The 22,412-nt window shown below is 73.7% G+C and carries 22 protein-coding genes and 1 riboswitch; of the genes, 16 read left to right on the top strand and 6 right to left on the bottom strand.

Annotated elements, in window-relative coordinates; translation table 11 throughout:
• The first annotated feature begins 161 nt into the window (after positions 1–161).
• The 3 genes from ACZ6S5_RS22190 (at position 162) to truA (ending at position 2,690) form a co-directional block, all read left to right on the top strand.
• Positions 162–1,184 carry a DNA-directed RNA polymerase subunit alpha gene (locus tag ACZ6S5_RS22190; RefSeq protein WP_007073009.1) on the top strand — a complete coding sequence of 341 codons (1,023 nt, stop codon included), beginning with the start codon at positions 162–164 and terminating at the stop codon, positions 1,182–1,184.
• A 34-nt stretch (positions 1,185–1,218) separates the two neighbouring features.
• Complete coding sequence (rplQ, locus tag ACZ6S5_RS22185; protein ID WP_466003248.1) at positions 1,219–1,782, top strand: 50S ribosomal protein L17; 564 nt, start codon at positions 1,219–1,221, stop codon at positions 1,780–1,782.
• Positions 1,783–1,856: 74 nt separating this feature from the next.
• A complete protein-coding gene (gene truA / locus ACZ6S5_RS22180) occupies positions 1,857–2,690 on the top strand; it encodes a tRNA pseudouridine(38-40) synthase TruA (protein ID WP_466003247.1) in 834 nt (277 codons plus the stop codon).
• 48 nt (positions 2,691–2,738) lie between these two features.
• On the opposite strand, the gene ACZ6S5_RS22175 is transcribed toward truA, so the two are convergent.
• Positions 2,739–3,881: a hypothetical protein gene (locus ACZ6S5_RS22175; protein WP_466003245.1), complete on the bottom strand. Its 1,143-nt coding sequence runs from the start codon at positions 3,879–3,881 to the stop codon at positions 2,739–2,741.
• A gap of 126 nt (positions 3,882–4,007) precedes the next feature.
• On the opposite strand from ACZ6S5_RS22175, the gene ACZ6S5_RS22170 reads away from it, so the two are divergent.
• From ACZ6S5_RS22170 to thiC, 11 genes are all read left to right on the top strand, one after another.
• Complete coding sequence (locus ACZ6S5_RS22170) at positions 4,008–4,613, top strand: class I SAM-dependent methyltransferase (RefSeq protein WP_466003254.1); 606 nt, start codon at positions 4,008–4,010, stop codon at positions 4,611–4,613.
• A 41-nt stretch (positions 4,614–4,654) separates the two neighbouring features.
• The gene (locus ACZ6S5_RS22165; RefSeq protein WP_466003243.1) at positions 4,655–6,331 is read left to right on the top strand and encodes an ABC-F family ATP-binding cassette domain-containing protein; all 1,677 of its coding nucleotides are present in this window, start codon (positions 4,655–4,657) and stop codon (positions 6,329–6,331) included.
• Complete coding sequence (locus ACZ6S5_RS22160) at positions 6,328–6,465, top strand: hypothetical protein (RefSeq protein WP_466003241.1); 138 nt, start codon at positions 6,328–6,330, stop codon at positions 6,463–6,465. The genes ACZ6S5_RS22165 and ACZ6S5_RS22160 overlap by 4 nt, the downstream gene beginning before the upstream one ends.
• 73 nt (positions 6,466–6,538) lie before the next feature.
• The gene (locus ACZ6S5_RS22155) at positions 6,539–7,501 is read left to right on the top strand and encodes an aldo/keto reductase (protein ID WP_466003239.1); all 963 of its coding nucleotides are present in this window, start codon (positions 6,539–6,541) and stop codon (positions 7,499–7,501) included.
• Positions 7,502–7,711: 210 nt separating this feature from the next.
• Positions 7,712–7,822: riboswitch (TPP riboswitch) on the top strand.
• Positions 7,817–8,443, top strand: a complete 627-nt coding sequence (gene thiE / locus ACZ6S5_RS22150; protein ID WP_466003237.1) for a thiamine phosphate synthase — start codon at positions 7,817–7,819, stop codon at positions 8,441–8,443. (Overlaps the previous riboswitch by 6 nt.)
• Complete coding sequence (thiO, locus tag ACZ6S5_RS22145) at positions 8,437–9,552, top strand: glycine oxidase ThiO (protein WP_466003235.1); 1,116 nt, start codon at positions 8,437–8,439, stop codon at positions 9,550–9,552. Before thiE ends, thiO begins: the two co-directional genes overlap by 7 nt.
• A complete protein-coding gene (gene thiS, locus ACZ6S5_RS22140) occupies positions 9,543–9,743 on the top strand; it encodes a sulfur carrier protein ThiS (protein ID WP_466003233.1) in 201 nt (66 codons plus the stop codon). Before thiO ends, thiS begins: the two co-directional genes overlap by 10 nt.
• Complete coding sequence (locus ACZ6S5_RS22135; RefSeq protein ID WP_466003231.1) at positions 9,740–10,519, top strand: thiazole synthase; 780 nt, start codon at positions 9,740–9,742, stop codon at positions 10,517–10,519. The genes thiS and ACZ6S5_RS22135 overlap by 4 nt, the downstream gene beginning before the upstream one ends.
• A gap of 77 nt (positions 10,520–10,596) precedes the next feature.
• A complete protein-coding gene (locus ACZ6S5_RS22130) occupies positions 10,597–11,265 on the top strand; it encodes a thiamine phosphate synthase (RefSeq protein ID WP_466003252.1) in 669 nt (222 codons plus the stop codon).
• Positions 11,262–12,050 (top strand): bifunctional hydroxymethylpyrimidine kinase/phosphomethylpyrimidine kinase, encoded by a 789-nt coding sequence (gene thiD, locus ACZ6S5_RS22125; protein WP_466003229.1) that lies wholly within the window; start codon positions 11,262–11,264, stop codon positions 12,048–12,050. The genes ACZ6S5_RS22130 and thiD overlap by 4 nt, the downstream gene beginning before the upstream one ends.
• 17 nt (positions 12,051–12,067) lie before the next feature.
• Positions 12,068–13,660, top strand: a complete 1,593-nt coding sequence (gene thiC, locus ACZ6S5_RS22120; RefSeq protein WP_466003227.1) for a phosphomethylpyrimidine synthase ThiC — start codon at positions 12,068–12,070, stop codon at positions 13,658–13,660.
• Between the two features lie 45 nt (positions 13,661–13,705).
• Here thiC and ACZ6S5_RS22115 read toward each other — a convergent pair whose 3' ends face one another.
• The 4 genes from ACZ6S5_RS22115 to ACZ6S5_RS22100 all read right to left on the bottom strand — a co-directional run bounded on the left by ACZ6S5_RS22115 (position 13,706) and on the right by ACZ6S5_RS22100 (position 18,546).
• Positions 13,706–16,372: a hypothetical protein gene (locus ACZ6S5_RS22115; protein WP_466003225.1), complete on the bottom strand. Its 2,667-nt coding sequence runs from the start codon at positions 16,370–16,372 to the stop codon at positions 13,706–13,708.
• Positions 16,373–16,445: 73 nt separating this feature from the next.
• A complete protein-coding gene (locus tag ACZ6S5_RS22110) occupies positions 16,446–16,754 on the bottom strand; it encodes a cupin domain-containing protein (protein ID WP_466003223.1) in 309 nt (102 codons plus the stop codon).
• The gene (locus tag ACZ6S5_RS22105; RefSeq protein WP_466003221.1) at positions 16,751–17,701 is read right to left on the bottom strand and encodes an LLM class F420-dependent oxidoreductase; all 951 of its coding nucleotides are present in this window, start codon (positions 17,699–17,701) and stop codon (positions 16,751–16,753) included. The genes ACZ6S5_RS22110 and ACZ6S5_RS22105 overlap by 4 nt, the downstream gene beginning before the upstream one ends.
• 2 nt (positions 17,702–17,703) lie before the next feature.
• Positions 17,704–18,546, bottom strand: coding sequence for an ABC transporter ATP-binding protein (locus ACZ6S5_RS22100; RefSeq protein WP_466003219.1), 843 nt, complete (start codon positions 18,544–18,546; stop codon positions 17,704–17,706).
• A 288-nt stretch (positions 18,547–18,834) separates the two neighbouring features.
• Here ACZ6S5_RS22100 and ACZ6S5_RS22095 point away from each other — a divergent pair, with 288 nt between their 5' ends.
• On the top strand, positions 18,835–19,866 hold the full coding sequence (locus tag ACZ6S5_RS22095) for an ABC transporter substrate-binding protein (RefSeq protein ID WP_466003218.1): 1,032 nt from the start codon (positions 18,835–18,837) through the stop codon (positions 19,864–19,866).
• A 107-nt stretch (positions 19,867–19,973) separates the two neighbouring features.
• Positions 19,974–20,795, top strand: a complete 822-nt coding sequence (locus ACZ6S5_RS22090) for an ABC transporter permease (protein ID WP_466003216.1) — start codon at positions 19,974–19,976, stop codon at positions 20,793–20,795.
• Positions 20,796–20,947: 152 nt separating this feature from the next.
• On the opposite strand, the gene ACZ6S5_RS22085 is transcribed toward ACZ6S5_RS22090, so the two are convergent.
• Entirely contained in the window at positions 20,948–22,129 is a 1,182-nt protein-coding gene (locus tag ACZ6S5_RS22085) for an ABC transporter substrate-binding protein (RefSeq protein ID WP_466003215.1), read from the bottom strand.
• Positions 22,130–22,412: the final 283 nt, after the last annotated feature.

Genomic DNA, 22,412 nt, shown 5'->3' with positions numbered 1-22,412 from the left:
TCCCCCCCCCGCCGCCCCCCCCCCCCCCACCCCCAACGCCCCCCCCCCCCCCCCCCCCCCCCCCCCGCCCCCCCCCTCCCCCCCCCCCCCCCCCCCCCCCCCCCCACCGGAACAGTTTGTCGGGCGTCATATGGCGGGCGCCCCGGAAGAGAAGAGAAAAGATGCTCATCAGCCAGCGACCGTCTCTCTCCGAAGAGTCGATCAACGAGACCCGGTCCCGGTTCACCATCGAGCCGCTGGAGCCGGGCTTCGGCTACACCCTGGGCAACTCGCTGCGGCGCACGCTGCTGTCGTCCATCCCGGGCGCGGCCGTCACCTCGATCAAGATCGACGGTGTGCTGCACGAGTTCACCACGATCCCCGGGGTCAAGGAGGACGTGGTCGAGCTCGTCATGAACATCAAGGAGCTGTGCGTCAGCTCCGAGCACGACGAGCCGGTCAGCATGTACCTGCGCAAGCAGGGCCCGGGCGACGTGACCGCCGGTGACATCCAGCCCCCGGCCGGTGTCTCGGTGCACAACCCGGACCTGAAGCTCGCCACCCTCAACGGCAAGGGCCGGCTCGACATGGAGCTGACCGTCGAGCGGGGTCGGGGCTACGTCACCGCCGCGCAGAACAAGCAGGCGGGCGCCGAGATCGGCCGGATCCCGGTCGACTCGATCTACTCGCCGGTCCTCAAGGTGACGTACCGCGTCGAGGCGACCCGCGTCGAGCAGCGGACCGACTTCGACCGGCTGATCATCGACGTCGAGACCAAGCCGTCGATGGGCCCGCGTACCGCGCTGGCCTCGGCGGGTTCCACCCTGGTGGAGCTCTTCGGGCTGGCCCGGGAGCTGGACGAGACCGCCGAGGGCATCGACATCGGGCCGTCCCCGCAGGACGCCCAGCTGGCGGCGGACCTGGCTCTGCCGATCGAGGAGCTGGACCTGACCGTCCGCTCCTACAACTGCCTCAAGCGCGAGGGCATCAACTCCGTTGGTGAGCTGATCGGGCGTACCGAGGCGGACCTCCTCGACATCCGGAACTTCGGTCAGAAGTCGATCGACGAGGTCAAGATGAAGCTCGCCGGGATGGGCCTGGGGCTGAAGGACTCGGCTCCGAACTTCGACCCGGCGCACGTCGTGGACGCCTTCGGCGAGGCCGACTACGACACCGACGACTACCGCGAGACCGAGCAGCTCTAAGTCCGGCTGCCGCCACATCTGAGGAGCACCAACAATGCCCACGCCCACCAAGGGCCCCCGCCTCGGCGGCAGCCCCGCGCACGAGCGGCTGATGCTGGCCAACCTGGCCACTGCGCTGTTCCAGCACGGCAAGATCCAGACCACCGAGACGAAGGCCCGGCGGCTGCGTCCGCTGGCCGAGCAGCTCATCACCAAGGCCAAGCGGGGCGACCTCGCCGCGCGTCGGCGGGTGCTGGGCGTCGTCAAGGACAAGGACGTGGTCTACGCCCTGTTCGACCAGATCGCGCCCCGGTACGCCAACCGCAACGGTGGCTACACCCGGATCGTGAAGACCGGTCCGCGCAAGGGCGACGCCGCTCCGATGGCGATCATCGAGCTGGTCGAGGAGCTTCAGGTCGCCGAGCCGAAGGCGAACAAGAAGACCGCCGCCCGCAAGGCCGCCCAGCAGGACAAGGTCGAGGCCCTGGCCCCGGCCGAGGAGGCCCCGAAGTCCAGCGAGGTCGCCGACCAGGACGCTGACGCTCCGGTCTCGGCCTCCGGTGACACCGCCGCCGCCCGCGAGGACAGCGACGAGGCCACCGAGAACGAGAAGGCCTGAGCACAGGCAGCATCGTCGGGCCCGGCACCCCTTCGTGGGGTGCCGGGCCCGACGGCGTGAACGGGAGGTACGAGATGGACGAGCGGACCCGGCTGCGGCTGGACGTCTCGTACGACGGCACCGACTTCTCCGGCTGGGCCGCCCAGCCCACCCGGCGCACGGTGGCCGGCGTGCTCACGGAGACGCTGGACCTGGTCCTCGGCGCGGGCACCGCGACCGGGCTGACCGTGGCCGGCCGGACCGACGCCGGCGTGCACGCCACCGGGCAGGTCTGCCACCTCGACCTGCCGACCGAGGTCTGGCGGCAGTACGAGGGGAAGCTGCTGCGCCGGCTGGCCCGGCTGCTCCCGCCCGACGTGCGGGTCCGCGCGATGACCGAGGTGCCGGCCGAGTTCGACGCCCGCTTCTCGGCCACCTTCCGCCGCTACGAGTACCGGGTGACCGACGCCCGGTGGGGCGCCGAGCCGCTGCGGCGTACGGACACCCTCGCCTGGCCGAAGCCCCTGGACCTGGCGGCGCTGAACGCCGCCGCGGCCGGTCTGGTGGGGGAGCACGACTTCGCCGCGTACTGCCGGCGCAAGGAGAACGCCACCACCCTGCGCGAGGTGACCCGGCTGGACTGGCGGCGGGACCCGGACGGGATCCTGGTCGCCACCGTGCAGGCCGACGCGTTCTGCCAGAACATGGTGCGCAGCCTGGTCGGCGCGATGCTGGTCGCCGGGGACGGCCGGCGGCCGGTCGAGTGGCCGGCGAGCCTGCTCAGCCGTCGGGAACGGTCCAGCGAGGTGACCGTGGCGCCGGCGCACGGGCTGGCCCTGGTCGAGGTCGGCTACCCGGAGGACGCCGCCGGGTACGCCCGCCGCGCCGAACTCACCCGCCGGCTGCGGGTGCCCGTCGCCGAGGGCTGAACGCCGGCCCGCCGTCCTCATGGGACGACGGGCCGCTGCGGAGCGTCCTCAGTTGAGGGTGCCGTCCTGACCGGTGACGCCGTCCGTCGGGGCCTCGGTGGGCTGGCTGGCCACCCCGCCGTTCGCCCGCCGGTCGAGGACGCCCCGGTTGAGGTACACCTCGATCAGGTCGTACAGGATCTCGCGGGCCTTCGCGTCGGTGGCCGTGATCCGTTGCCCGTCGGCCCGGGTGACCAGGCAGTACGCGATGTAGTGGCCGCGTACCTGCCAGCCGATCCGGGCGGCGGCCTTCGCCACGGCCTCGGTGCCGGTGCCGGCCGTCATGCCCCGGAACCGGCCCTGCCGTTCGTCGAGCATCTGCCGGATCCGGTCCCGCGCGCGCTGCGCGCTCGCCACGTCGGTGAGGTTGAACAGGCCGGTGGTGAGCAGGTACTTCCCGTCGGAGGAGCGGAGCGTCGCCCGGACCACCTGGTTGCAGCCGAGACGGACCAGCAGGTCGGCGATCTCGCCGCTGACGGCGACCGCGCAGCTGCCGCTGGAGTTCGTTCTGAGCACGTCGTACGCCGGCTGGCCCTCGGTGACCACCAGCTGGCGGCCCGGGAAGACCTCCTTGGCGGTGAGCGCCAGCTGGTCCGTGTCCCGGGAGTCCAGGTCGGTCCCGTCGGCTGCGGCGGACTGCTCCACCACCGGCTGGCCGGTGGTGGCGCCGGCCTGCGGCGTTCCGGTCCGGTCCCGGAGCAGGGCGGCGACCGCCAGCCCGCAGAGGGCGAGCAGGACCAGCACGGCGGCCCCACCGATCAACGCCTGCCAGACCCGGCCGCCACGCCGGCGTTCGTCCCGGCGGGTGCGGGTCAGGTCGAGCGGCTCGGTGGTCCGGAACGCCGCGCTCTCCGGCGGGCGGGGCCCGCCGCCGATGGGCGGCTGCGGCACCGGGACGGCGGCCCGGGGAGCGGCGTGCTCGGCCGGGGGCTGGGCCGGTGCTGGGGCCGGGACGGGGGCCGGCGCCGGCGGGTGGCCGGCGTCGGCGGTCGGCCGGGTGGCCCGGACCGGCGGGGGCAGGGACGGGGTGGGGAAGCGGGACGGCGAGGGGCCTGCGGGCGGAGGCGGCGCGGCACCGGGCACGGACGGGTCCGACCCGGGCCTCGGGTACTCCAGGAAGGCGTCCTCATCGGACTCGTACCGATACACCATGTGAGCCACACTAGGGCCGATTGTCCCTTTCGAGGGTAATATCGGGAAATTCCGGCAGCGTGGCGTCGGGCCCTCCCGGCGGCACCGTCGCCGGTGCCCGGCCCGAGCGGTGCGACAATGCCCGACGTGACCGGCGACCACTACTTCACCGCTGAACCGACCACCGCCGCCCGGCCGCGGGCGGTCGAATTCTCCGTCGCCGGGCGCGACTACACGCTCGCCTCGGCCAGCGGGGTCTTCTCCGCCGACCGGCTCGACCCCGGCACCGCGGTGCTGTTCCGCAAGGCCGACCTGCCGGCGGCCGACGTGACCGGCGCGCTGCTCGACATCGGCTGCGGCTTCGGCCCGATCACCTGCGTGCTGGCCACCACCGCGCTGTCCGCCACCGTCTGGGCGGTGGACGTCAACCAGCGTGCCCGGGATCTCACCGCCGCCAACGCCGCCCGGGTCGGCGCCGCCGACCGGGTCCGGGTCGTCGCGCCGGACGGCGTACCGGCCGACGTCTCCTTCGCCCAGATCTGGTCCAACCCGCCGATCCACATCGGCAAGGCGGAGCTGCACGGGCTGCTGCTGCGCTGGCTGCCCCGGCTCGCCCCGGACGGGATGGCCTGGCTGGTGATCGCCCGGCACCTCGGCGGCGACTCGTTGCACCGCTGGCTGGTCGAGCAGGGCTGGCAGGTCGAGCGGCACGCCAGCCAGAAGGGCTACCGGGTGCTGCGGGTCACCCGGTAATCGAGTGTCGCCCGGCGGTGTCCCTCGGGCAGGATGCCCGCGTGGGATACGTGGACGTGGCTGGAGTCGGGCACATCCTCCCGGACGGCCGGGAGCTCTTCGCAGAGGTGTCGTTCCGGGTCGGTGAGGGGGCCAAGGTGGCCCTGGTCGGTCCCAACGGCGCCGGCAAGACCACGTTGCTGCGGATGGTCGCCGGCGACCTGCCGGTGAAGACCGGTGCGATCGCCCGCTCCGGCGGGCTCGGCGTGATGCGGCAGTTCATCGGCATGATCGGGGACGACTCGACGCTGGCCGACCTGGCGCTGGCGCTCGCCCCGCCGGCGCTGCGCGACGCCGGCCGGCGGCTCGCCGAGACCGAGGCGGCCATGCGGGCGGCCGAGGTCCGCGGCAAGTACAGCAACGCCGCCGGCAAGGCCCAGCTCGCGTACGCGGACTCCCTCGCCGCCTGGGGCGAGGCCGGCGGGTACGACGCCGAGGTGCTCTTCGACACCGTCGCCACCATCGTTCTCGACCTGCCCTGGGATGCCGCCCGGGAGCGTCCGGTGCGGACCCTCTCCGGTGGCCAGCAGAAGCGCTTCGCGTTGGAAATGCTGCTGCGCGGCCCGGACGAGGTGCTGCTGCTCGACGAGCCGGACAACTTCCTCGACGTGCCCGGCAAGCGCTGGCTGGAGGCCCGGTTGCGGGAGTCCGGCAAGTCGGTGCTCTACGTCTCGCACGACCGGGAGCTGCTGGCGCAGACCGCCGACCGGGTGGTCGCCGTGGAGGGCGGCAGCGCGTGGGTGCACCCGGGCGGCTTCGCCAGCTGGCACGAGGCGCGGGTGGCCCGGCACGCCCGCCTCGACGAGCTGCGCCGCCGCTGGGACGAGGAGCACCAGAAGCTGCGCGAGCTGATGCTGATGTACAAGCAGAAGGCCGCGTACAACAGCGGGATGGCCTCCCGGTACCAGGCGGCGCAGACCCGGTTGGGCAAGTTCGAGGAGGCCGGGCCGCCGCCCGTACCCCCGAAGGACCAGGACATCCGGATGCGGCTGACCGGCGGGCGGACCGGCAAGCGCGCGGTGATCGCCGAGCAGCTCGAGCTCGACGGCCTGACCTACCCGTTCGACCTGGAGCTCTGGTACGGCGACCGGGTCGCCGTGCTGGGCGCGAACGGGACGGGGAAGTCCCACTTTCTCCGCCTGCTGGCCCGCGGCGGCACCGACCCCGATCCGGCCAACATCCCGGTCGACGGGGCGAAGCTCGCGCCCGTCGCGCACGGCGGGATGATCCGCCTCGGCGCGCGGGTCCGACCCGGGCACTTCTCGCAGACCCACGACCGGCCGGAGCTGATGGAGAAGGCGCTGGTCGACATCCTCTGGCGGGGCGACGAGCACCGGGCCGGGATGGACCGGCACGCGGCAATGGCGGCGCTGTCCCGCTACGAGCTGGCCGGGCAGGGCGACCAGCGGTTCGGCACCCTCTCCGGCGGGCAGCAGGCGCGGTTCCTGGTGCTGTTGCTCGAGCTCTGCGGGGCGACCTTGCTGCTGCTCGACGAGCCCACCGACAACCTCGACCTGGCCTCCGCCGAGGCGCTCGAGGCGGGCCTGAACGCGTTCGAGGGGACGGTGATCGCGGTGACCCACGACCGCTGGTTCACCCGCTCCTTCGACCGGTTCGTGCTCTTCCGCGGGGACGGCGAGGTGGTGGAGACCCCGGAGCCGGTCTGGGACGTCGGGTGATCGACGGCCATCGGCCCGACTTCGACTGGGACCTGGGCCGGGTGGGCGTGGTGCGGCGGGCGGCCTGCGCGCGCCGCCGGGAGCGAGGGTGGCATCGCGGGCGGCAGGCGGGTGTCGAGGCGCTACGAACCTGATGTCGTGAACGACTCACCCCGGGGGAGCCGGACCCGCGGGCTCGACCGGTGGCCCGGTGGCGGGCGGCATAGGGTGGATCTCGTGACTGAGATGACCTACCGCCGGTTGGGCGACTCCGGGCTCGTGGTGTCCGTGGTCGGCATCGGCTGCAACAACTTCGGCCGCAAGCTCGACCTCGACGGCACCCGCGCGGTGGTCGACGCCGCGCTCGACGCCGGGATCAACTTCTTCGACACCGCCGACATCTACGGCGAGCCGCAGGGCGGCTCCGAGGAACTGCTCGGCCAGGCGCTCAAGGGGCGCCGGGACGACGTGGTGGTGGCCACCAAGTTCGGCATGGACATGCACGGCCTCAACGGGCCCGATCACGGCGCCCGGGGTGCCCGCCGGTACATCGCCCGGGCGGTCGAGGCGTCGCTGCGCCGGCTCGGCACCGATCACATCGACCTGTACCAGATGCACGAGCCCGACCCGGAGACCCCGATCGACGAGACCCTCGCCGCCCTGGACGACCTGGTCCGCGCCGGCAAGGTCCGCTACCTCGGCAACTCGAACTTCGCCGGCTGGCAGATCGCCGACGCCGACTGGACCGCGTCCTCCCAGGGGCGTACCCGGTTCATCTCCGCGCAGAACCACTACTCGCTGCTGGAGCGGAGTGTCGAGGCGGAGGTCATCCCGGCCTGCGAGCGGTTCGGCCTGGGCATGCTGCCGTTCTTCCCGCTGGCCAACGGCCTGCTCACCGGCAAGTACCACCGGAACGAGGCGCCCCCGGCGGGCAGCCGGCTCTCCGGCGGCGGCCGCTACGCCGAACGGCTGGCGGCGGCGGACTGGGACACCATCGAGGCGATCGAGGCGTACGCGGCCGAGCGTGGGCTCACCATGCTGCAGGTGGCGATCGGCGGCCTGGCCGCCCGCCCGGCGGTGACCTCGGTGATCGCCGGCGCCACCACCCCGGAACAGGTACGCGCCAACGCCGAGGCGGGCACCTGGCAGCCCACCGACGAGGATCTGGACGCCCTCGACGCCATCCTCTGACCGGCTTCGTCCGCTGCCCCGGTGCCGTCCCGATCGGCGCCGGGGCAGCGTGCTGCTCGGGTCAGGCCGCCGATACCGCTTCGCGGGCATCCGGACAGCATGGCGTGAGTGGACGATCACCCACTGTCCCCGTCCTCCAATCGGGACGGTGGGTGGGAAAAGTGTCACCCACCCTTGGCGGATCCGGGGGAACGCCGTACGGTAGGCCGCAAGTGACCCACGGGAGCCCGGTGCGTACCGGGCTGAGAGGGGGGCTGGAAGCCCCCGACCGTCGAACCTGATCCGGGTAATGCCGGCGCAGGGAGGAGTGTTGCCGTGCCGTCCCTGGGACGACTGCATCTGATCACCGACACCCGGCCGGGGCGGGACCCGCTCGGCGTGCTGCGCGTCGCCCTGCCGGTGGCCCGCGCCGAGCTGGTCGTCCAGGTCCGGATGGCGGACGACGCCACCGACCGCGAGGCGTACGAACTGGCCCGGCAGGTGGTCGCGCTGTGCCGGCCGTACGGGGCGACGTGCCTGGTCAACGACCGGCTGCACGTGGCGCTGGCGGTGGGCGCGGCGGGCGGCCACGTCGGGGCGGACGACCTGCCGGTGCGGGCGGCCCGCCGGGTGCTCGGCGCCACGGCCGTGCTCGGCGCGACCGCCCGGGAACCGGTGACCGCCGCCGAGGCGGTCGCCGCCGGGGCCAGCTACCTGGGCGTCGGCCCCTGCCACGCCACCACCACCAAGTCCGGCCTGCCCGACCCGATCGGCCCCGACGGAGTGCGCGCGGTCGCCGGGGCGGTGGCCGTGCCGGTCATCGCGATCGGCGGGGTGACTCCCGCCTCGGTGCCGGCGCTGCGCGCCGCCGGGGCGTACGGGGTGGCGGTGGTCGGGGCGATCTCCGCCAGCCCTGATCCCGCCCGTACGACCGCCGAACTGATCGAGGCGCTGGCGTGCTGACCCGGCCGGACGTCGCCATCGTGGGGGCGGGACCGGTCGGGCTGGCGATCGCGTGGCGCTGCGCGCAGCGCGGGCTGCGGGTGGTGGTGCACGATCCCGCCCCGGGGTCCGGCGCCTCGCACGTCGCCGCGGGCATGCTGTCGCCGGTCGCCGAGGCGTACTTCGGGGAGCACGAGCTGACCGGCCTGCTCGCCGAGTCCGCCGCCCGCTGGCGCGGTTTCGCCGCCGAGCTGGTGGAGGCCGCCGGCGTCGGGATCGGGTACCGCACCGACGGCACGCTGGTGGTCGGGCTGACCGCCGACGACCTGGCCGAGGCGCGCCGGCTCTGGACGTACCAGCAGGGGTTGGGGCTGCCGATCACGCCGCTGCGCCCCTCGGCGCTGCGGGACCGCGAACCGGCGCTGGCCCCGCGGGTCCGTGGCGGCGCGGTCGCCCCCGGCGACCACCAGGTCGACCCGCGCCGGCTGGTCACCGCGCTGCGGACCGCCGCCGAGCGGGCCGGCGTGGGGTGGCGGCCGGGCGCGGTCCGTGAGCTGTCCGAGCTGGACGCGCCGGTCACCGTGGTCGCCGCCGGCTGCGGCGCGGCGGCGCTCACCGGCCTTCCGGTCCGGCCGGTGAAGGGCCAGGTGCTCCGGCTCCGCGCGCCCGGTCGCGGCGCGCCGGACTTCCGGCACGTGATCCGGGGGTACGCGGACGGCGAGTCGGTCTACCTGGTGCCCCGGGACAGCGGCGAGGTGGTGGTCGGGGCGACCGTCGAGGAGCGCACCGACACCGAGGTGACCGCCGGGGCGGTGCTCCGGCTGCTCCGCGCCGCCGTGGACCTGGTTCCCGAGCTGGCCGAGTACGACCTGGTCGAGGCGTCCGCCGGGCTGCGCCCCGGTACGCCGGACAACGCGCCGATCCTCGGGGCGTTGCCCGGGCGGCCCGGCGTGCTCGCCGCCACCGGACACCACCGGCACGGCATCGTGCTCACCCCGGTCACCGCCGACCTGGTCGCCGAGCTGATCGTCACCGGCGAGCCGGACCGGCTGCTCGCCCCGTTCACCCCCGACCGGTTCGCCGGCACGGACCGGACCGCATCCGCCAGCGAGGAGGAGACGTGCAACTGACCGTCAACGGTGCGGGGCGTGACGTGCCCGGCGGGACGACCGTCGCGGACGTCGTCCGCACCGTCACCGACCAGCAGCGCGGCCTGGCCGTCGCGGTGAACGGCGAGGTGGTGCCGCGCGGCGGCTGGCCGGCGATTGTGCTGCGCGACGGCGACCGGGTCGAGGTGCTCAGCGCCGCCCAGGGCGGGTGAGCGCGGTGTCCGTCGAACTCGGCGGGGTCACGTTCGGCTCCCGGCTCATCCTCGGCACCGGCGGCGCGGCCAACCTGCACGTGCTGGAACAGGCGATCCGCGCCTCCGGGACCGAGCTGGTGACGCTGGCGCTGCGCCGGGTGGACACCGCCCCGGGCACCGCCGGCGGCCTGCTCGACCTGCTGGACCGGTGTGGCGTACGGCTGCTGCCCAACACGGCGGGCTGCGGCACCGCCGCCGAGGCGGTGAAGGTGGCCCACCTGGCCCGGGAGGCGTTCGACACCGACTGGGTGAAGCTGGAGGTGATCGGGGACGAGCGCACCCTGCTGCCCGACGGGGTGGAGCTGCTGCGCGCGGCGGAGGAGCTGGTCGAGGACGGGTTCACCGTGCTGCCGTACACCTCGGATGATCCGGTGCTGGCCCGGCGGCTGGCCGACGTGGGCTGCGCGGCGGTGATGCCGGCCGGCGCCCCGATCGGCTCCGGGCTGGGGGTGAGCAACCCGCACCACATCCGGTTGATCCGGCAGTGCGTGGACGTGCCGGTGATCCTCGACGCCGGCATCGGCACCGCCTCGGACGCGGCGCTCGCCATGGAGCTGGGCTGCGACGCGGTGCTGCTGGCCAGTGCGGTCACCCGGGCGGCGGATCCGGTGGCGATGGCCACCGCCATGCGGTACGCGGTGGCGGCCGGGCGGCACGCGTACGGGGCGGGCCGGATCGCCCGCCGCTTCCACGCGCTCGCCTCCACCCCCGACGACGGACGGCCCGACCTGTGACCGGCGTGCCGCAGGTCGCGGCTTCCGAGCTGAGTCGTGGCAGCGAGTGGCCCCTCGACGGGCCGCGATCGTCCACGATGTCCGGCAGTCCGGTGCCGTCGGGGGTGGTGCTGCTGACGGACCGGCGGGTGGCGCGTAGGCCACTGGCGGAGGTGGTCGCGGGGGTGGGGGCCGGGGGAGTCAGGTTCGTGGTGCTGCGGGAGAAGGACCTGCCGCGCGCCGAGCGTCTCGCCCTCGCCGTCGAGCTGCGCGCGGTGCTCGCCGAGGCAGGCGGCACCCTGATCGTCGCCGGCCCCGACCCGCTCGACGGCGATGCCGTGCACCTGCCCGCCGCCGGCCCCTATCCACCGCCGCCCGTCGGCCTGGTCGGCCGCTCCTGCCACGACGCCACGGAACTCGCGCGTCTCACCACCGAGGACTACGCCACCCTCTCGCCGGTATTCCCGACGAGAACCAAACCCGGCTACGGCCCACCCCTCGGCACGACCAGGCTGGCCGGGCTGGTCCGAGTCAGCCCCGTCCCGGTCCTGGCGCTCGGCGGCATCGAGACGCCCGATCAGGTCGAAGCATGCGTCGAGGCAGGTGCGGCAGGGGTGGCGGTGCTCGGCGCGCTCATGCGAGCCGAAGACCTCACCGAGACCGCCACCACGCTGGGCAGAGCCTTCGAAGAGGCGGTCGGCCCGGTGCCGCGAAGCCGGCACGGTCGGCCGCAGCCCCAAAGCGCAACCACCGAAGGGGAACAGTGACCCCCACAACCATCCTCACCATCGCCGGATCGGACTCCGGCGCAGGCGCCGGCATCCAGGCCGACCTCAAGGTCTTCGCCGCCCTCGGCGCGTACGGCACCAGCGTGATCACCGCCGTCACGGCGCAGAACACCCGGGGCGTGGGCGCCGTCCTGCCACTGCCCCCGCAGACCGTCCGCGACCAGCTCGACAGCGTGCTCGGCGACTTCGCGGTACGGGCGGTGAAGACCGGCATGCTCGGCACCCCGGCGGTCGCCGACGCGGTGGCCGAGGCGGCGGAGGCGGGCCGGCTGCCCCGGCTGGTCGTCGACCCGGTGCTGGTCGCCAGCAGTGGACACCGGCTCGGCGTGGTGGAGGCGGTCGAGCGGCTGCTCCCGTACGCCGAGGTGGCGACGCCGAACTGCGCGGAGGCCGCAGCCCTGACCGGACGCCCGGTGACCACGGTCGAGGAGATGGTCGCGGCGGCCGAGGCCCTCGCGACCGGCGGTCCGGCGCACGTGGTGGTCACCGGCGGTGACGTGGACGCCGGCGGCGAGGCGGTGGACGTGCTGGTCGGCGGGGGGACGACCACGCTGCTGCGGGGGCCCCGGGTGGCCACCCGGCACAGCCACGGCACCGGCTGCTCGTTCTCGGCGGCCATCGCCGTGCGGCTGGCGGCCGGCGATCCGGTGCCGGTCGCGGTCGCCGCCGGCAAGGAGTACGTGACCCGTGCGCTGACCGGCGCGCGGCACTGGGAGCTGGGCGCGGGACGCGGCCCGCTGGACCACTTCGGCTGGTCCTGTTGACCATCAGGGAGGCTGTCATGCAGGCACGACGCAAGGTCTACGTGGAGGGGTCGCGGCCGGACCTCCGGGTGCCGTTCGCCGAGGTGGGGCTGGCCGGGGACAACCCGCCGGTCCGGCTCTACGACACCTCCGGCCCCGGGTCCGACCCGGAGGTCGGGCTGCCGCCGCTGCGGGGGCCGTGGATCGCCGCGCGCGGCGACGTCGCGCCCGTCCGGGGCGCCGGAACGCCGTTGGCCGGCGTGGACGGGAAGCGCCCGACGCAGCTCGCGTACGCCAGGGCCGGCGTCGTCACGCCGGAGATGGAGTTCGTGGCGATCCGGGAGGGCGTGGCGCCGGAGTTCGTCCGGGACGAGATCGCGGCCGGGCGGGCCGTGCTGCCGCTCAACGTCAACCACCCGGAGTGCGAACCGGCGATCATCGGCAAGGCGTTCCTGGTGAAGGTGAACGCCAACATCGGCACCTCGGCGGTCACCTCCTCGATCGCCGAGGAGGTGGAGAAGCTGACCTGGGCCACCCGGTGGGGCGCGGACACCGTGATGGACCTGTCCACCGGCAAGCGGATCCACGAGACCCGCGACGCGATCGTGCGGAACTCGCCGGTGCCCATCGGCACCGTGCCGATCTACCAGGCGCTGGAGAAGGTCGGCGGCGACCCGGTGAAGCTGAGCTGGGAGGTGTTCCGGGAGACCGTCATCGAGCAGGCCGAGCAGGGCGTCGACTACATGACCGTGCACGCCGGGGTGCTGCTGCCGTACGTGCCGCTCGCCGTGGACCGGGTGACCGGGATCGTCTCCCGGGGCGGCTCGATCATGGCGGCCTGGTGCCTGGCGCACCACGAGGAGAACTTCCTCTACACCAACTTCCGGGAGCTCTGCTCGCTGCTGGCGAGGTACGACGTGACCTTCTCGCTCGGCGACGGGCTGCGGCCGGGCTCCATCGCGGACGCCAACGACGAGGCGCAGTTCGCTGAGCTGAGGACCCTCGGCGAGCTGACGAAGGTCGCCTGGGAGCACGACGTCCAGGTGATGATCGAGGGCCCGGGTCACGTGCCGATGCACAAGATCAAGGAGAACGTGGACCTCCAGCAGGAGTGGTGCCACGAGGCCCCGTTCTACACGCTCGGCCCGCTGACCACGGACATCGCGCCCGCGTACGACCACATCACCTCGGCGATCGGTGCCGCGATGATCGGCATGTTCGGCACCGCGATGCTCTGCTACGTGACCCCGAAGGAGCACCTCGGGCTGCCCGACCGGGACGACGTCAAGGCGGGCGTCATCGCGTACAAGATCGCGGCGCACGCGGCGGACCTGGCCAAGGGGCACCCGGGGGCGCAGGCCTGGGACGACGCGCTCTCCAAGGCGCGCTTCGAGTTCCGCTGGGAGGACCAGTTCAACCTCTCGCTGGACCCGGAGACCGCGCGGTCGTACCACGACGCGACGCTGCCGGCCGAGCCGGCGAAGACGGCACACTTCTGCTCGATGTGCGGGCCGAAGTTCTGCTCGATGAAGATCACGCAGGAGTTGAAGGACTACGCCGCGCGGGGGATGAAGGACAAGTCCGAGGAGTTCGTCTCCGCCGGGGCGCGGGTCTACCTGCCGCTGGCCTGACCCGCTCCGGGGCGGGCCGGTCACACCGTCGGCCCGCCCCGGAGGTCAGTCGCGGTGGTGGCGGCCGGTCCGCAGGGTATGGGCGTCGTCGGGGTTTTCGTCCGAGGCGAGGCCGGCGACCCAGTCGACGTACTCCTCGTCCCGCGTCAGCGCCGCGGCCGCGGGCGCCTCGGCCTCCTTGATCTCCTTGGTCTCCTTGGTCTCCTTGGCCCGGTTGCGCCGGAACAGGCCTCGCCGCTGCTTCGCCTTCCCGTTGCCGGGCTCGTCGTCCGCGTCGCCCGGGATGGTCGCCTGCTCCCCGGGGTGCGGGTCGTCGGCGGCCGGCGTTCCGGCTGCGGCGTGCGCGGCCTGCCGCCCGTCCTCGCCGGACTGCGGGTCTTCCCCAGCGGTGGGGGTGGCGTGCCTGGCGGTGGCGAGGGCGTCCCACCCGCTGCCCCGGCTCAGGTCCGGCAGGGCGCGGTGGCGGGGGCGCGGCGCGGGCTCGACCCGGGCCGGCTCGGTCGGGGTGCCGTCGTCTCCGCTGGTGCCGTCCGGGGCGCCGCCGTTGTCGCGGGGGTTGACCGGCCGGTTCGACGTGGGCGCGATCGGCCAGGCGGGCCGGACGCTGCCCGGGCCGTCCGACACGTCCTCGAAGATCGGGAAGCGTGGGCGGGGCGATGTCGGGGCGTCGACCGGTTCCGGGTCCAGGAAAAAGGTGCGCTCCCTCGGTGAACCGTCGCTGGTGGCGTCCGGCCGCCCGGCGACCGGCGCCGCCGGCGGCTCGTCGGGCAGCGGCGCGCCGGCGAAGCCGGCCGGCTCGGTGGGCGTCGCCGTCGCGATCGGTTCCGTGGCCGGGCTGGTCCGACCCTTGCGCGGGCGCTTGGACCGGCCGGCCGGGCGCGGCTCGGCCGGCGCGGGGCGCTCGACCACCGGGGCCTCCGTGGTGGGCGCCTCGGATCGCGCCGGTTCGGGGCCGGTGGCCGACGTCGCCGGGGCCGGCTCCCGGCCGGTGCCGCTGGCGCCACCGGCCGCGGGCGAGGCCGGTCGCTGTCGGCGGTACCGGGGTACGGCGGTGGTCCCCGTGGCGACCTCGGCCGCCGGAGCGGTGGGTTGTTCCGCCACCGGTGCGCCCGTCGGTGCGGGCTCCGCCGCCGGCGCGGCCGGACCCGGCTCCGGCGACGACGGCAGCCGTCGCGCGGCGCGGTCCGGCGTCGACCCGGCGTCCTGCTGCTCCCGGTCGCGCCGCCCGGCCGGCGTGGCGTCCGCGGCGGGGGCGGTACCGGTCGGCTCGACCGGCGGCTGGCCGACCGGCCGACCGGCAGCCAGCACGTCGATCGCGGCGGTCCGCCGGCCGGGCGGCAGCAGCCCGGGCACGGGCAGGGACCGCATCAGGTCCTCGGTGTCCCGCCCGGCGGAAGGCGGCTCGTCGGCGTCCGCCTCACCGCTGAGGCCGGCCCGGGTCGGTCCGTCCTCGCCCGGCTCGCCGTGCCGGCCGGTCCGCACCGGTTCGTCCGGTGCCGCGCCGCCGAACAGGCTGGCCGGCGCCGGCTCGTCGGACCGGCCGGTCGGAGTCCGCTCGTCCTCGGCGACCAGGTCGTCGCGGCGGATGTCCGGGCCGGGGCGCACCTCGTCCCGGTGGGCCCGGCCGGTCGGTACCGACGTCGGCGTGACACCGGCGGGCACCGGCCAGTCCCAGTGGGCGGGGGTGTGCCGGCCGGCCTCTCGCGGCCCGATGGTCGGGGCCGCCGCCTCGTCCGTGCCGTCGGGGGCCGGCCGCGTGGCGAGCGCCGAGGAGCCGGCGGCCGGGGTGCCGGGGACGGCGGGCGACGCGGGCAGCGGCTGGAGGATGTCGGTGGGCTCGATGGCGTCGGACCCGGCCGCGGTGGCCGGCCGGCGCAGCACCGCGGTGGCGGCCGAGCCGAGCGCGCCCGCGGCGACCGCGATCAGCGCGCCGTAGTAGGGGGCGAGCTGGTAGCGGTCGGCGGCGTCGCCGGGCCCGGCGGTCAGGTACGCGAAGGCCAGCAGCACCGGCCCGGCCGCCCCGGCCGCCCCGCCGACCAGGGGCAGGTGGCCACGGCGGCGGGCGTGCCCGCCGACCGCCGCGCCGGCGAGCAGGGACACCGTCGGCAGGATCAGCATGGCCAGGCGCTGGGCCGCCCCGGCGTCCAGCCAGGACGGTTCGAGAACCCCCAGGCGTACGGTGTGCAGCGGGCGGGCCGAGGCCACCGTCGGCACGACGGAGAGCAGCGCGAGAAGCCAGACGGCGGCCGCGGTCAGCACGATGTTCCACCCGAACGGTGGCTTGAGCAGGACGGCGATAGAGGCACCCGCCCCGACCACCGCGCCGAGGATCGCGCAGATGCCCACCGCCCACACCGGGTCGACGGTGCCGCCGAGTTCGGCGGCGCGGGCGGGCTGCATGCAGAGCGGTGCGACCACGATCGCGCCGAGCGCGGCGGCGCCGGCCACGGCGAGCTGTTCGGTGGTGCCACCCGGGAAACCGTCCCGGCGGGCGAGGCGTTCGGTGAGCACCGTACCGGCCACGGCGGCGACCGCGGCGAACCAGCCGACCCAGGCGAGCTGGGCTGGCCACCGGTTGACCGAACCGTCGGCGAACACGCCGTCGAGGCGTACGACGCCGAAGCCGTACGCGATGCCGAGCTGGCCGGCCCCGGCCAGCACGCTCACCCCGAGCGCCGTGAGCAGCAGTCTGCCCCACGTCCGAAAGGCCATGTCGGGCACGTTACGGCCCGGTGCCGTCGATCGCCACTTGCCACTCCTTACGGAGCAGCGGCGTGAGCAGTGCCTACTTCAACTCGACCAGGCGGGCCAGATAGGTGGTGTCCCCGACGTTGGTCAGCATGTGCACGGCGCCCGGGTCGCGGTAGACCACCCCGCCGGTCGGTTCGTCGGCGTCGATCTGCGTGCCGTCGATCGTCTGCACCACGTTCTTCGCGCCCTGGATCGCCACCACCAGGTACGGGTGGTCGTGCCGGTGCAGCGGCTGCCGCTCGCCCGGCTCCAGTCGGATGTGCCAGACGCGCACCCGGTCGTTCTCGTAGACGATCTCCTGGCCCACCGGGCCGAGCTCGACGTCGGGGGAGAGGTGGGTCATCGGGTTCCGTCCAGTTGGGGGAGCACCTCGGCGGCGATGAGCTCCAGGTGGTCGAGGTCATCGAAGTCGATCAGGCGCAGGTGCACCCGGGTGGTGCCGATCGCGGCGAACTCGCCCAGCCGGTCGACGAGCTGGGCGGGGGAGCCGACCACCGGGTCCTCCGGCGGCAGGGCACTCTTGACGTGCAGCGGGGCGGCCCGGCGCTGCGCCTCCGCGTCGGTCCGGCCGATGGCCACCACCACGCCGGCGGAGAGCACCAGGGGCACCCGTCCCGACCCGTTCCGTCCGGTCCGCTCGCACGCCTCGCGTACCCGCTGGTAGGCGGCGGCCGTCTCGGCGACGGTCTTGAACGGCATGTTGAACTCGTCGGCGTACCGGGCGGCCAGCTCGGGGGTGCGCTTCGGGCCGCGCCCGCCGACGATCACCGGCGGCCCCGGCCGCTGCACCGGCTTGGGCAGCGCGGGCGCGTCCAGGAGCTGGTAGTGCTCGCCCTTGAAGCTGTACGTCTCGCCGGGCGGGGTGCGCCACAGCCCGGTGACGATCTCGAGCTGCTCGGCCAGCCGGTCGAACCGCTCGGCGACGCCGGGGAACGGGATGCCGTAGGCGGTGTGCTCCCGCTCGTACCAGCCGGCGCCGATGCCCAGCTCGACCCGGCCGCCGCTCATCTGGTCGACCTGGGCCACCATCACGGCCAGCGGGCCGGGCGGCCGGAAGGTGGCCGAGGTGACCAGGGTGCCGAGCCGGATCCGGGAGGTCTCCCGGGCCAGCGCGGCCAGCGTCAGCCAGGCGTCGGTGGGGCCGGGCAGCCCGGGCTCGTCGCCCATCGCCCGGTAGTGGTCGGCCCGGAAGAAGCCTTCGTAGCCGGTCTCCTCGACCCGCCGGGCGAACCGGAGCTGGTCGTCGTAGCTGGCCCCGCGGTGCGGCTCCGTGAAGACGGAAACCCGCATGCTCACTGTCCTCCCGTGCCGGCCGGCGCCGGCTCCTCCGTCGGCTCGGTCGGCTCCGCCGGTCCGGCCGGCGCGGGTACGCCGACCGGGGCGTCCCGCTCCATCAGCAGTTCGTGCAATTCGGCGCTGATCCGGGCCACGTCGGCGAGGTGCGCGTGGCGGCCCAGCGTGCGCGGCCGGGGCACCTTGACCTCGACGATCTCGCGGATCCGGCCGGGCCGCGGGCTGAGCACGACGACCCGGTCGGCGAGCAGCACCGCCTCGTCGATCGAGTGGGTGACGAAGACGATGGTCGCCTTCGTCTCCATGTGCACGCGCTGGAGTTCGCCGGAGAGCTCCTCGCGGGTGAGCGCGTCGAGCGCCGAGAAGGGCTCGTCCATGAGCATCACGCGCGGCTCGCCGATCAGTGATCGGCAGAGCGAGACCCGCTGCTGCATGCCACCGGAGAGCTCGTGCGGCAGGCGCTTCTCGAAGCCGCCCAGGCCGGCCATCTCCAGCAGCGCGCGGGCCCGGTCGCGGTGCTTCGCCCGGCTCCAGCCGAAGATCTCGACCGGCAGCAGGACGTTGTCCAGCACCGAACGCCAGGGCAGCAGCGCGGGCCGCTGGAACAGCATGGCGATGTCGCGGCGCGGCTTCGTGATCGGCGTACCGGCCACGGTGATCTCGCCCGCGGTGACCGGTAGCAGGCCGGCGATCATGCGCAGCAGTGTCGACTTGCCGCAACCGGACCGGCCCAGCACGGCGACGAACTCGCCCTCGGCGACGTCGAGGTCGATGCCGCGCAGCGCCTCGACGCGGCCGGAGCGGCCGTCGAAGGTGCGGGACACCCCGGACAGTCGGATCATCTCGCCGCCGGCTCCCTTCCGCGTGCTGAACGCGAGCCGGGCTAGCGTAGCGGGAGTCGCTCCTTATAGCACCGTCCGGGGTGGACGTCAGTCCACTTTCCGTCAGGCAACTTCGTTTCCGTTCCGCAACCGTACGCCCGGGCATCGTCGCGCTGCGCTTCTCGTACGCTGTTGCGCGCGAAGAGTCCCCTCACGACGGTCCGGTCGGCTGCCCCTTCCTGTCGGCCCCGTCGGACCCACGACCCGTCCGGGCGAACATGGCCTGGTCGGAAAGGACATGGTGCACTGATGAGAAGGCTGACCCGTACGGTCGCCGCCGCCGCGCTGGCCACCGCCCTCGCCCTGGTCTCGGGTTGCAGCAGCGACTCGGGTAAGTCCGGGGACACCAAGGCCGCCGGTGGTGCGGCCCTGGAAAAGGTGACCTACCTCACCTCGTTCGGCAACTTCGGCCGTGACTCGTACGCCTGGGTGGCGAAGGAGAAGGGCTTCTTCAAGGAGGCCGGTTTCGACGTCGACATCAAGCCCGGTGAGGGCACCGGCTCGGTCATCGGCCTGGTCACCAGCGGCCAGGCCGACTTCGGCCCGATCGACCTGACCGGTGGCATCCTCCAGTTCGGCAACGGCCAGGCCAAGGACTTCGTCGCGGTGGCGGCGATCCAGCAGCGCACCATGGCCGCCATCGTGTCGGTCGAGGGCAAGAACATCGCCACCCCGAAGGACCTCGAGGGCAAGAAGCTCGCCGACACCCCCACCTCCGTCGTGCGCAACCTCTTCCCGACGTACGCCAAGCTGGCCGGCGTCGACGCCAGCAAGGTGACCTGGGTCAACGGTCAGCCGCAGACCCTGATGGGCACGCTGGCTTCCGGCGCCGTCGACGGCATCGGCCAGTTCGTGGTCGGCCAGCCGACGGTCGAGGCGGTGACCAAGAAGAAGCCGGTCGTGCTGCCCTACAGCAACGTGATGCAGGACCTCTACGGCAACGCGCTGATCACCTCCACGAAGATCGCCAAGGAGAAGCCGGAGATGGTCAAGCGCTTCACCGCGGCGCTGCTCAAGGGCCTGGAGTACGCGCTGGCCCACCCGGAGGAGGCCGGCCAGATCCTCAAGAAGAACGTGGACGCCGCGAACCCGCAGGCCGCCGCCGCCGAGCTCCAGCTGATGGCCGCGTACGTCCGGTCCAGCAACTCCGGCACCGCGCTCGGCACCCTGGACCAGGGCCGGGTCGCCAAGAGCATCGCCCTGCTCCAGGGCGCGGGCGCGCTCAAGGGCAACCTCACCCCCGACCAGATCATCGACTTCAACCTCGCGCCGAAGGCCTGACCGGTCGGCTCGGACAACGGGGGTGCGCCCCACCGGGTCGCGGTGGGACGCACCCCCTTCGCGTGCCGGCCGTCGGCCGGCCGAGAGAGGAGGACACGTTGGCGCAGATGACCGGAACCCGGCCGGGGGCGTCGACACCGGCTGCTGCGCCGCCCCGATTCGGCCTACGCCCGTCGGCGGTGGTGTTGCCGGCGTGCGGCCTGGTGATCACGGTGGCGGCCTGGTGGCTGGTCAGCTCGGGGCTGCACCTGATCCACCCGGCGGTGCTGCCACCGCCGCAGGCGGTGTGGAGCGGGCTGACCGGTGCGGCGCACGTCCTGCTGCCGGCCCTCGGGATCACCGTCTGGACGACGGTGTTCGGCTTCCTGCTCTCGTCGGTGGCCGGCGTGCTGATCGGGATGGCGCTGGCCGCCTCGAACCGGGTGGAGCGGATGTTCGCGCCGCTGCTGGTGGCGGTGAACGCGGTACCGAAGATCGCCTTCGGTCCGCTGCTGGTGGTCGCGGTGGGCTGGGGGCAGAAGCCCATCCTGACCATGGTGTTCCTGCTCTGCTTCTTCCCGATCGTGCTCTCCACCGCGACCGGGCTGACCACCACCCCGGCCGACCTGGCCGAGCTGGCCCGCTCGTGGAACGCGTCCTGGTGGCAGTCGTTCCGCAAGGTGCGCTTCCCGGCCGCCCTGCCGCAGATCTTCGTCGGGCTGAAGGTGGCCATGCCGCTCGCCGCGATCGGCGCCGTGATCGGCGAGTTCTACTCCGACAAGCCCGGCCTGGGCTACCAGATCCTCCAGTACAACGGCGTCGGCGACACCGCCACGGCGTGGGCCGCGATCGTCCTGGTGGCGGTCATGAGCATCGTCCTCTACTCCGCCCTCACCCTCGTCGAACGCCTCGCCCTCCCCTGGGTGAAAGCCACCACCTCAGCCCGCTGACAGGAACTCACCGTCGACAGTAGAGCCGCGAGGTCCACAGAAACGGACGGATGGCGGGCGCCCATCGAGGTGTCGGCCCCGGCCCAACCGGCGGAGGGATCAAGCCTGACCGCCCGGAGCCGGTGGTGCCGGGGCCGACACCCCCACAGCGACTAGCCAGCCAATCGCCAGCGACCACCACGAGCGACCAGCGTCGTCAACGCCTGCGGCATCAGCCCGGAGTGGTTGTCCGGGGTCATCCGGATCGGGCCGGTGAGCCCGTCGAGCTGTGAGGTCTCCAGGACGTCGCGCAGCGCGTCCCGGTTCACCGTGCCCGGCTCGGCGCCGGAGCGCAGCTCGGCGTCCGTGATGAGCTGCACGGCGTCGGCAGCGAAGGAGGAGAACCCGTTGTAGCCGCCGTAGCGGGCGGTGTAGTCCTGGAACCACTGCCGGCGGGCCGCCTTGGCCGGGGTGGTGGCGATGACGTCGTCGATCACCATGGTCTGGGTGAAGATCAGCGTCGCCCGCTCGGTCGAGCGGGACGAGGCGCCGAGGAAGAGGTCGCCGGCCGCCGAGGCGTCGAAGAAGAGCGAACCGGCGAAGCTGTCCTGCCGGGCGGCGGCCGCGGCGAGGGCCGCCTGCTCCGGCGGCGTCCAGACGACCACCGCGTCGGGCTTCTTGTCGACCAGGGCGGCGACCTGGCTGCTGACGTCGGTGTCGGTGGTGCGTACCGCCTCCGCCCGGACCAGGTCGAGGCCGGCCTTGCCGAACTCGCTCCGCAGCGCGGACAGTCCCTCCTCGCCGTAGCCGTCGGCGCTGTGCAGCACCGTCACCTTGTCGAGCCGGCGACGCTTCAGCTCGGTGGTGAGGGCCGCCGCGCTGTCGGCCGCGTTCGGGGCCAGCTTGAAGACGTAGCGCCGCTCGGCGACCGGTTCCGTGATCGCGCCGGAGGAGGCGAGTGCGATCGTCGGAATGCGCTTCTCACCGATGGTCCGGACCGCGCCGGTCGCGCATTCGTTGCAACCGCCCATGATGATGGCGCTCACCCGGGAGTCGGCGCTGAAATCGTTGATGTTGCGCAACGATTCCGCGGCGTCGGAGCGGTTGTCCTTCACCTTGAGCTCGATCTTCCGGCCGCCCAGTGCGCCGGAGGCGTTCAACTGCTCGACCTTCAGTTCCAGTGCCCGTTGATACACCTTGCCGATCGGCGCGGAGGCCCCGGACAGTTCGAGGTCCGCGGCGATCACGATGGGGGTCGTGTCCTGCTGCTCCCCGCCGAACTGGCAGCCGGTGAGGGTGGTGGCCAGCACGGCCGATGCGAGCGCCGCGATGCTCGCGGAGCGGATGGGGCTCAACTCAGTCCTCCAGGTGCGGCGCGGGTTACCCCCGATCACCGCCGCTCATCCGTCCTCAGTGGAGGGACGGGATTGGTGTGCCGTACGGTGTGCGCGAAGCCTGCAAAACCTTGCCAATGCCGGGCCCTGTGGTCAAGCGCGGAGGTCGGGAGCAGTTTCGGGACGCCCGTCCCACATGTTGGGGACACGGAGCGTTAACGAACAATTACTGCGCAGATTCGTCCGGCCACTCTGGAGTTACATGCCCTGTTCAGGGGCTTGGGGAAATGAAGGTATTAGTTGA

This window comes from Micromonospora sp. NPDC051924 (assembly GCF_055586005.1).
This window is presented reverse-complemented; position numbering and strand designations above follow the sequence as displayed.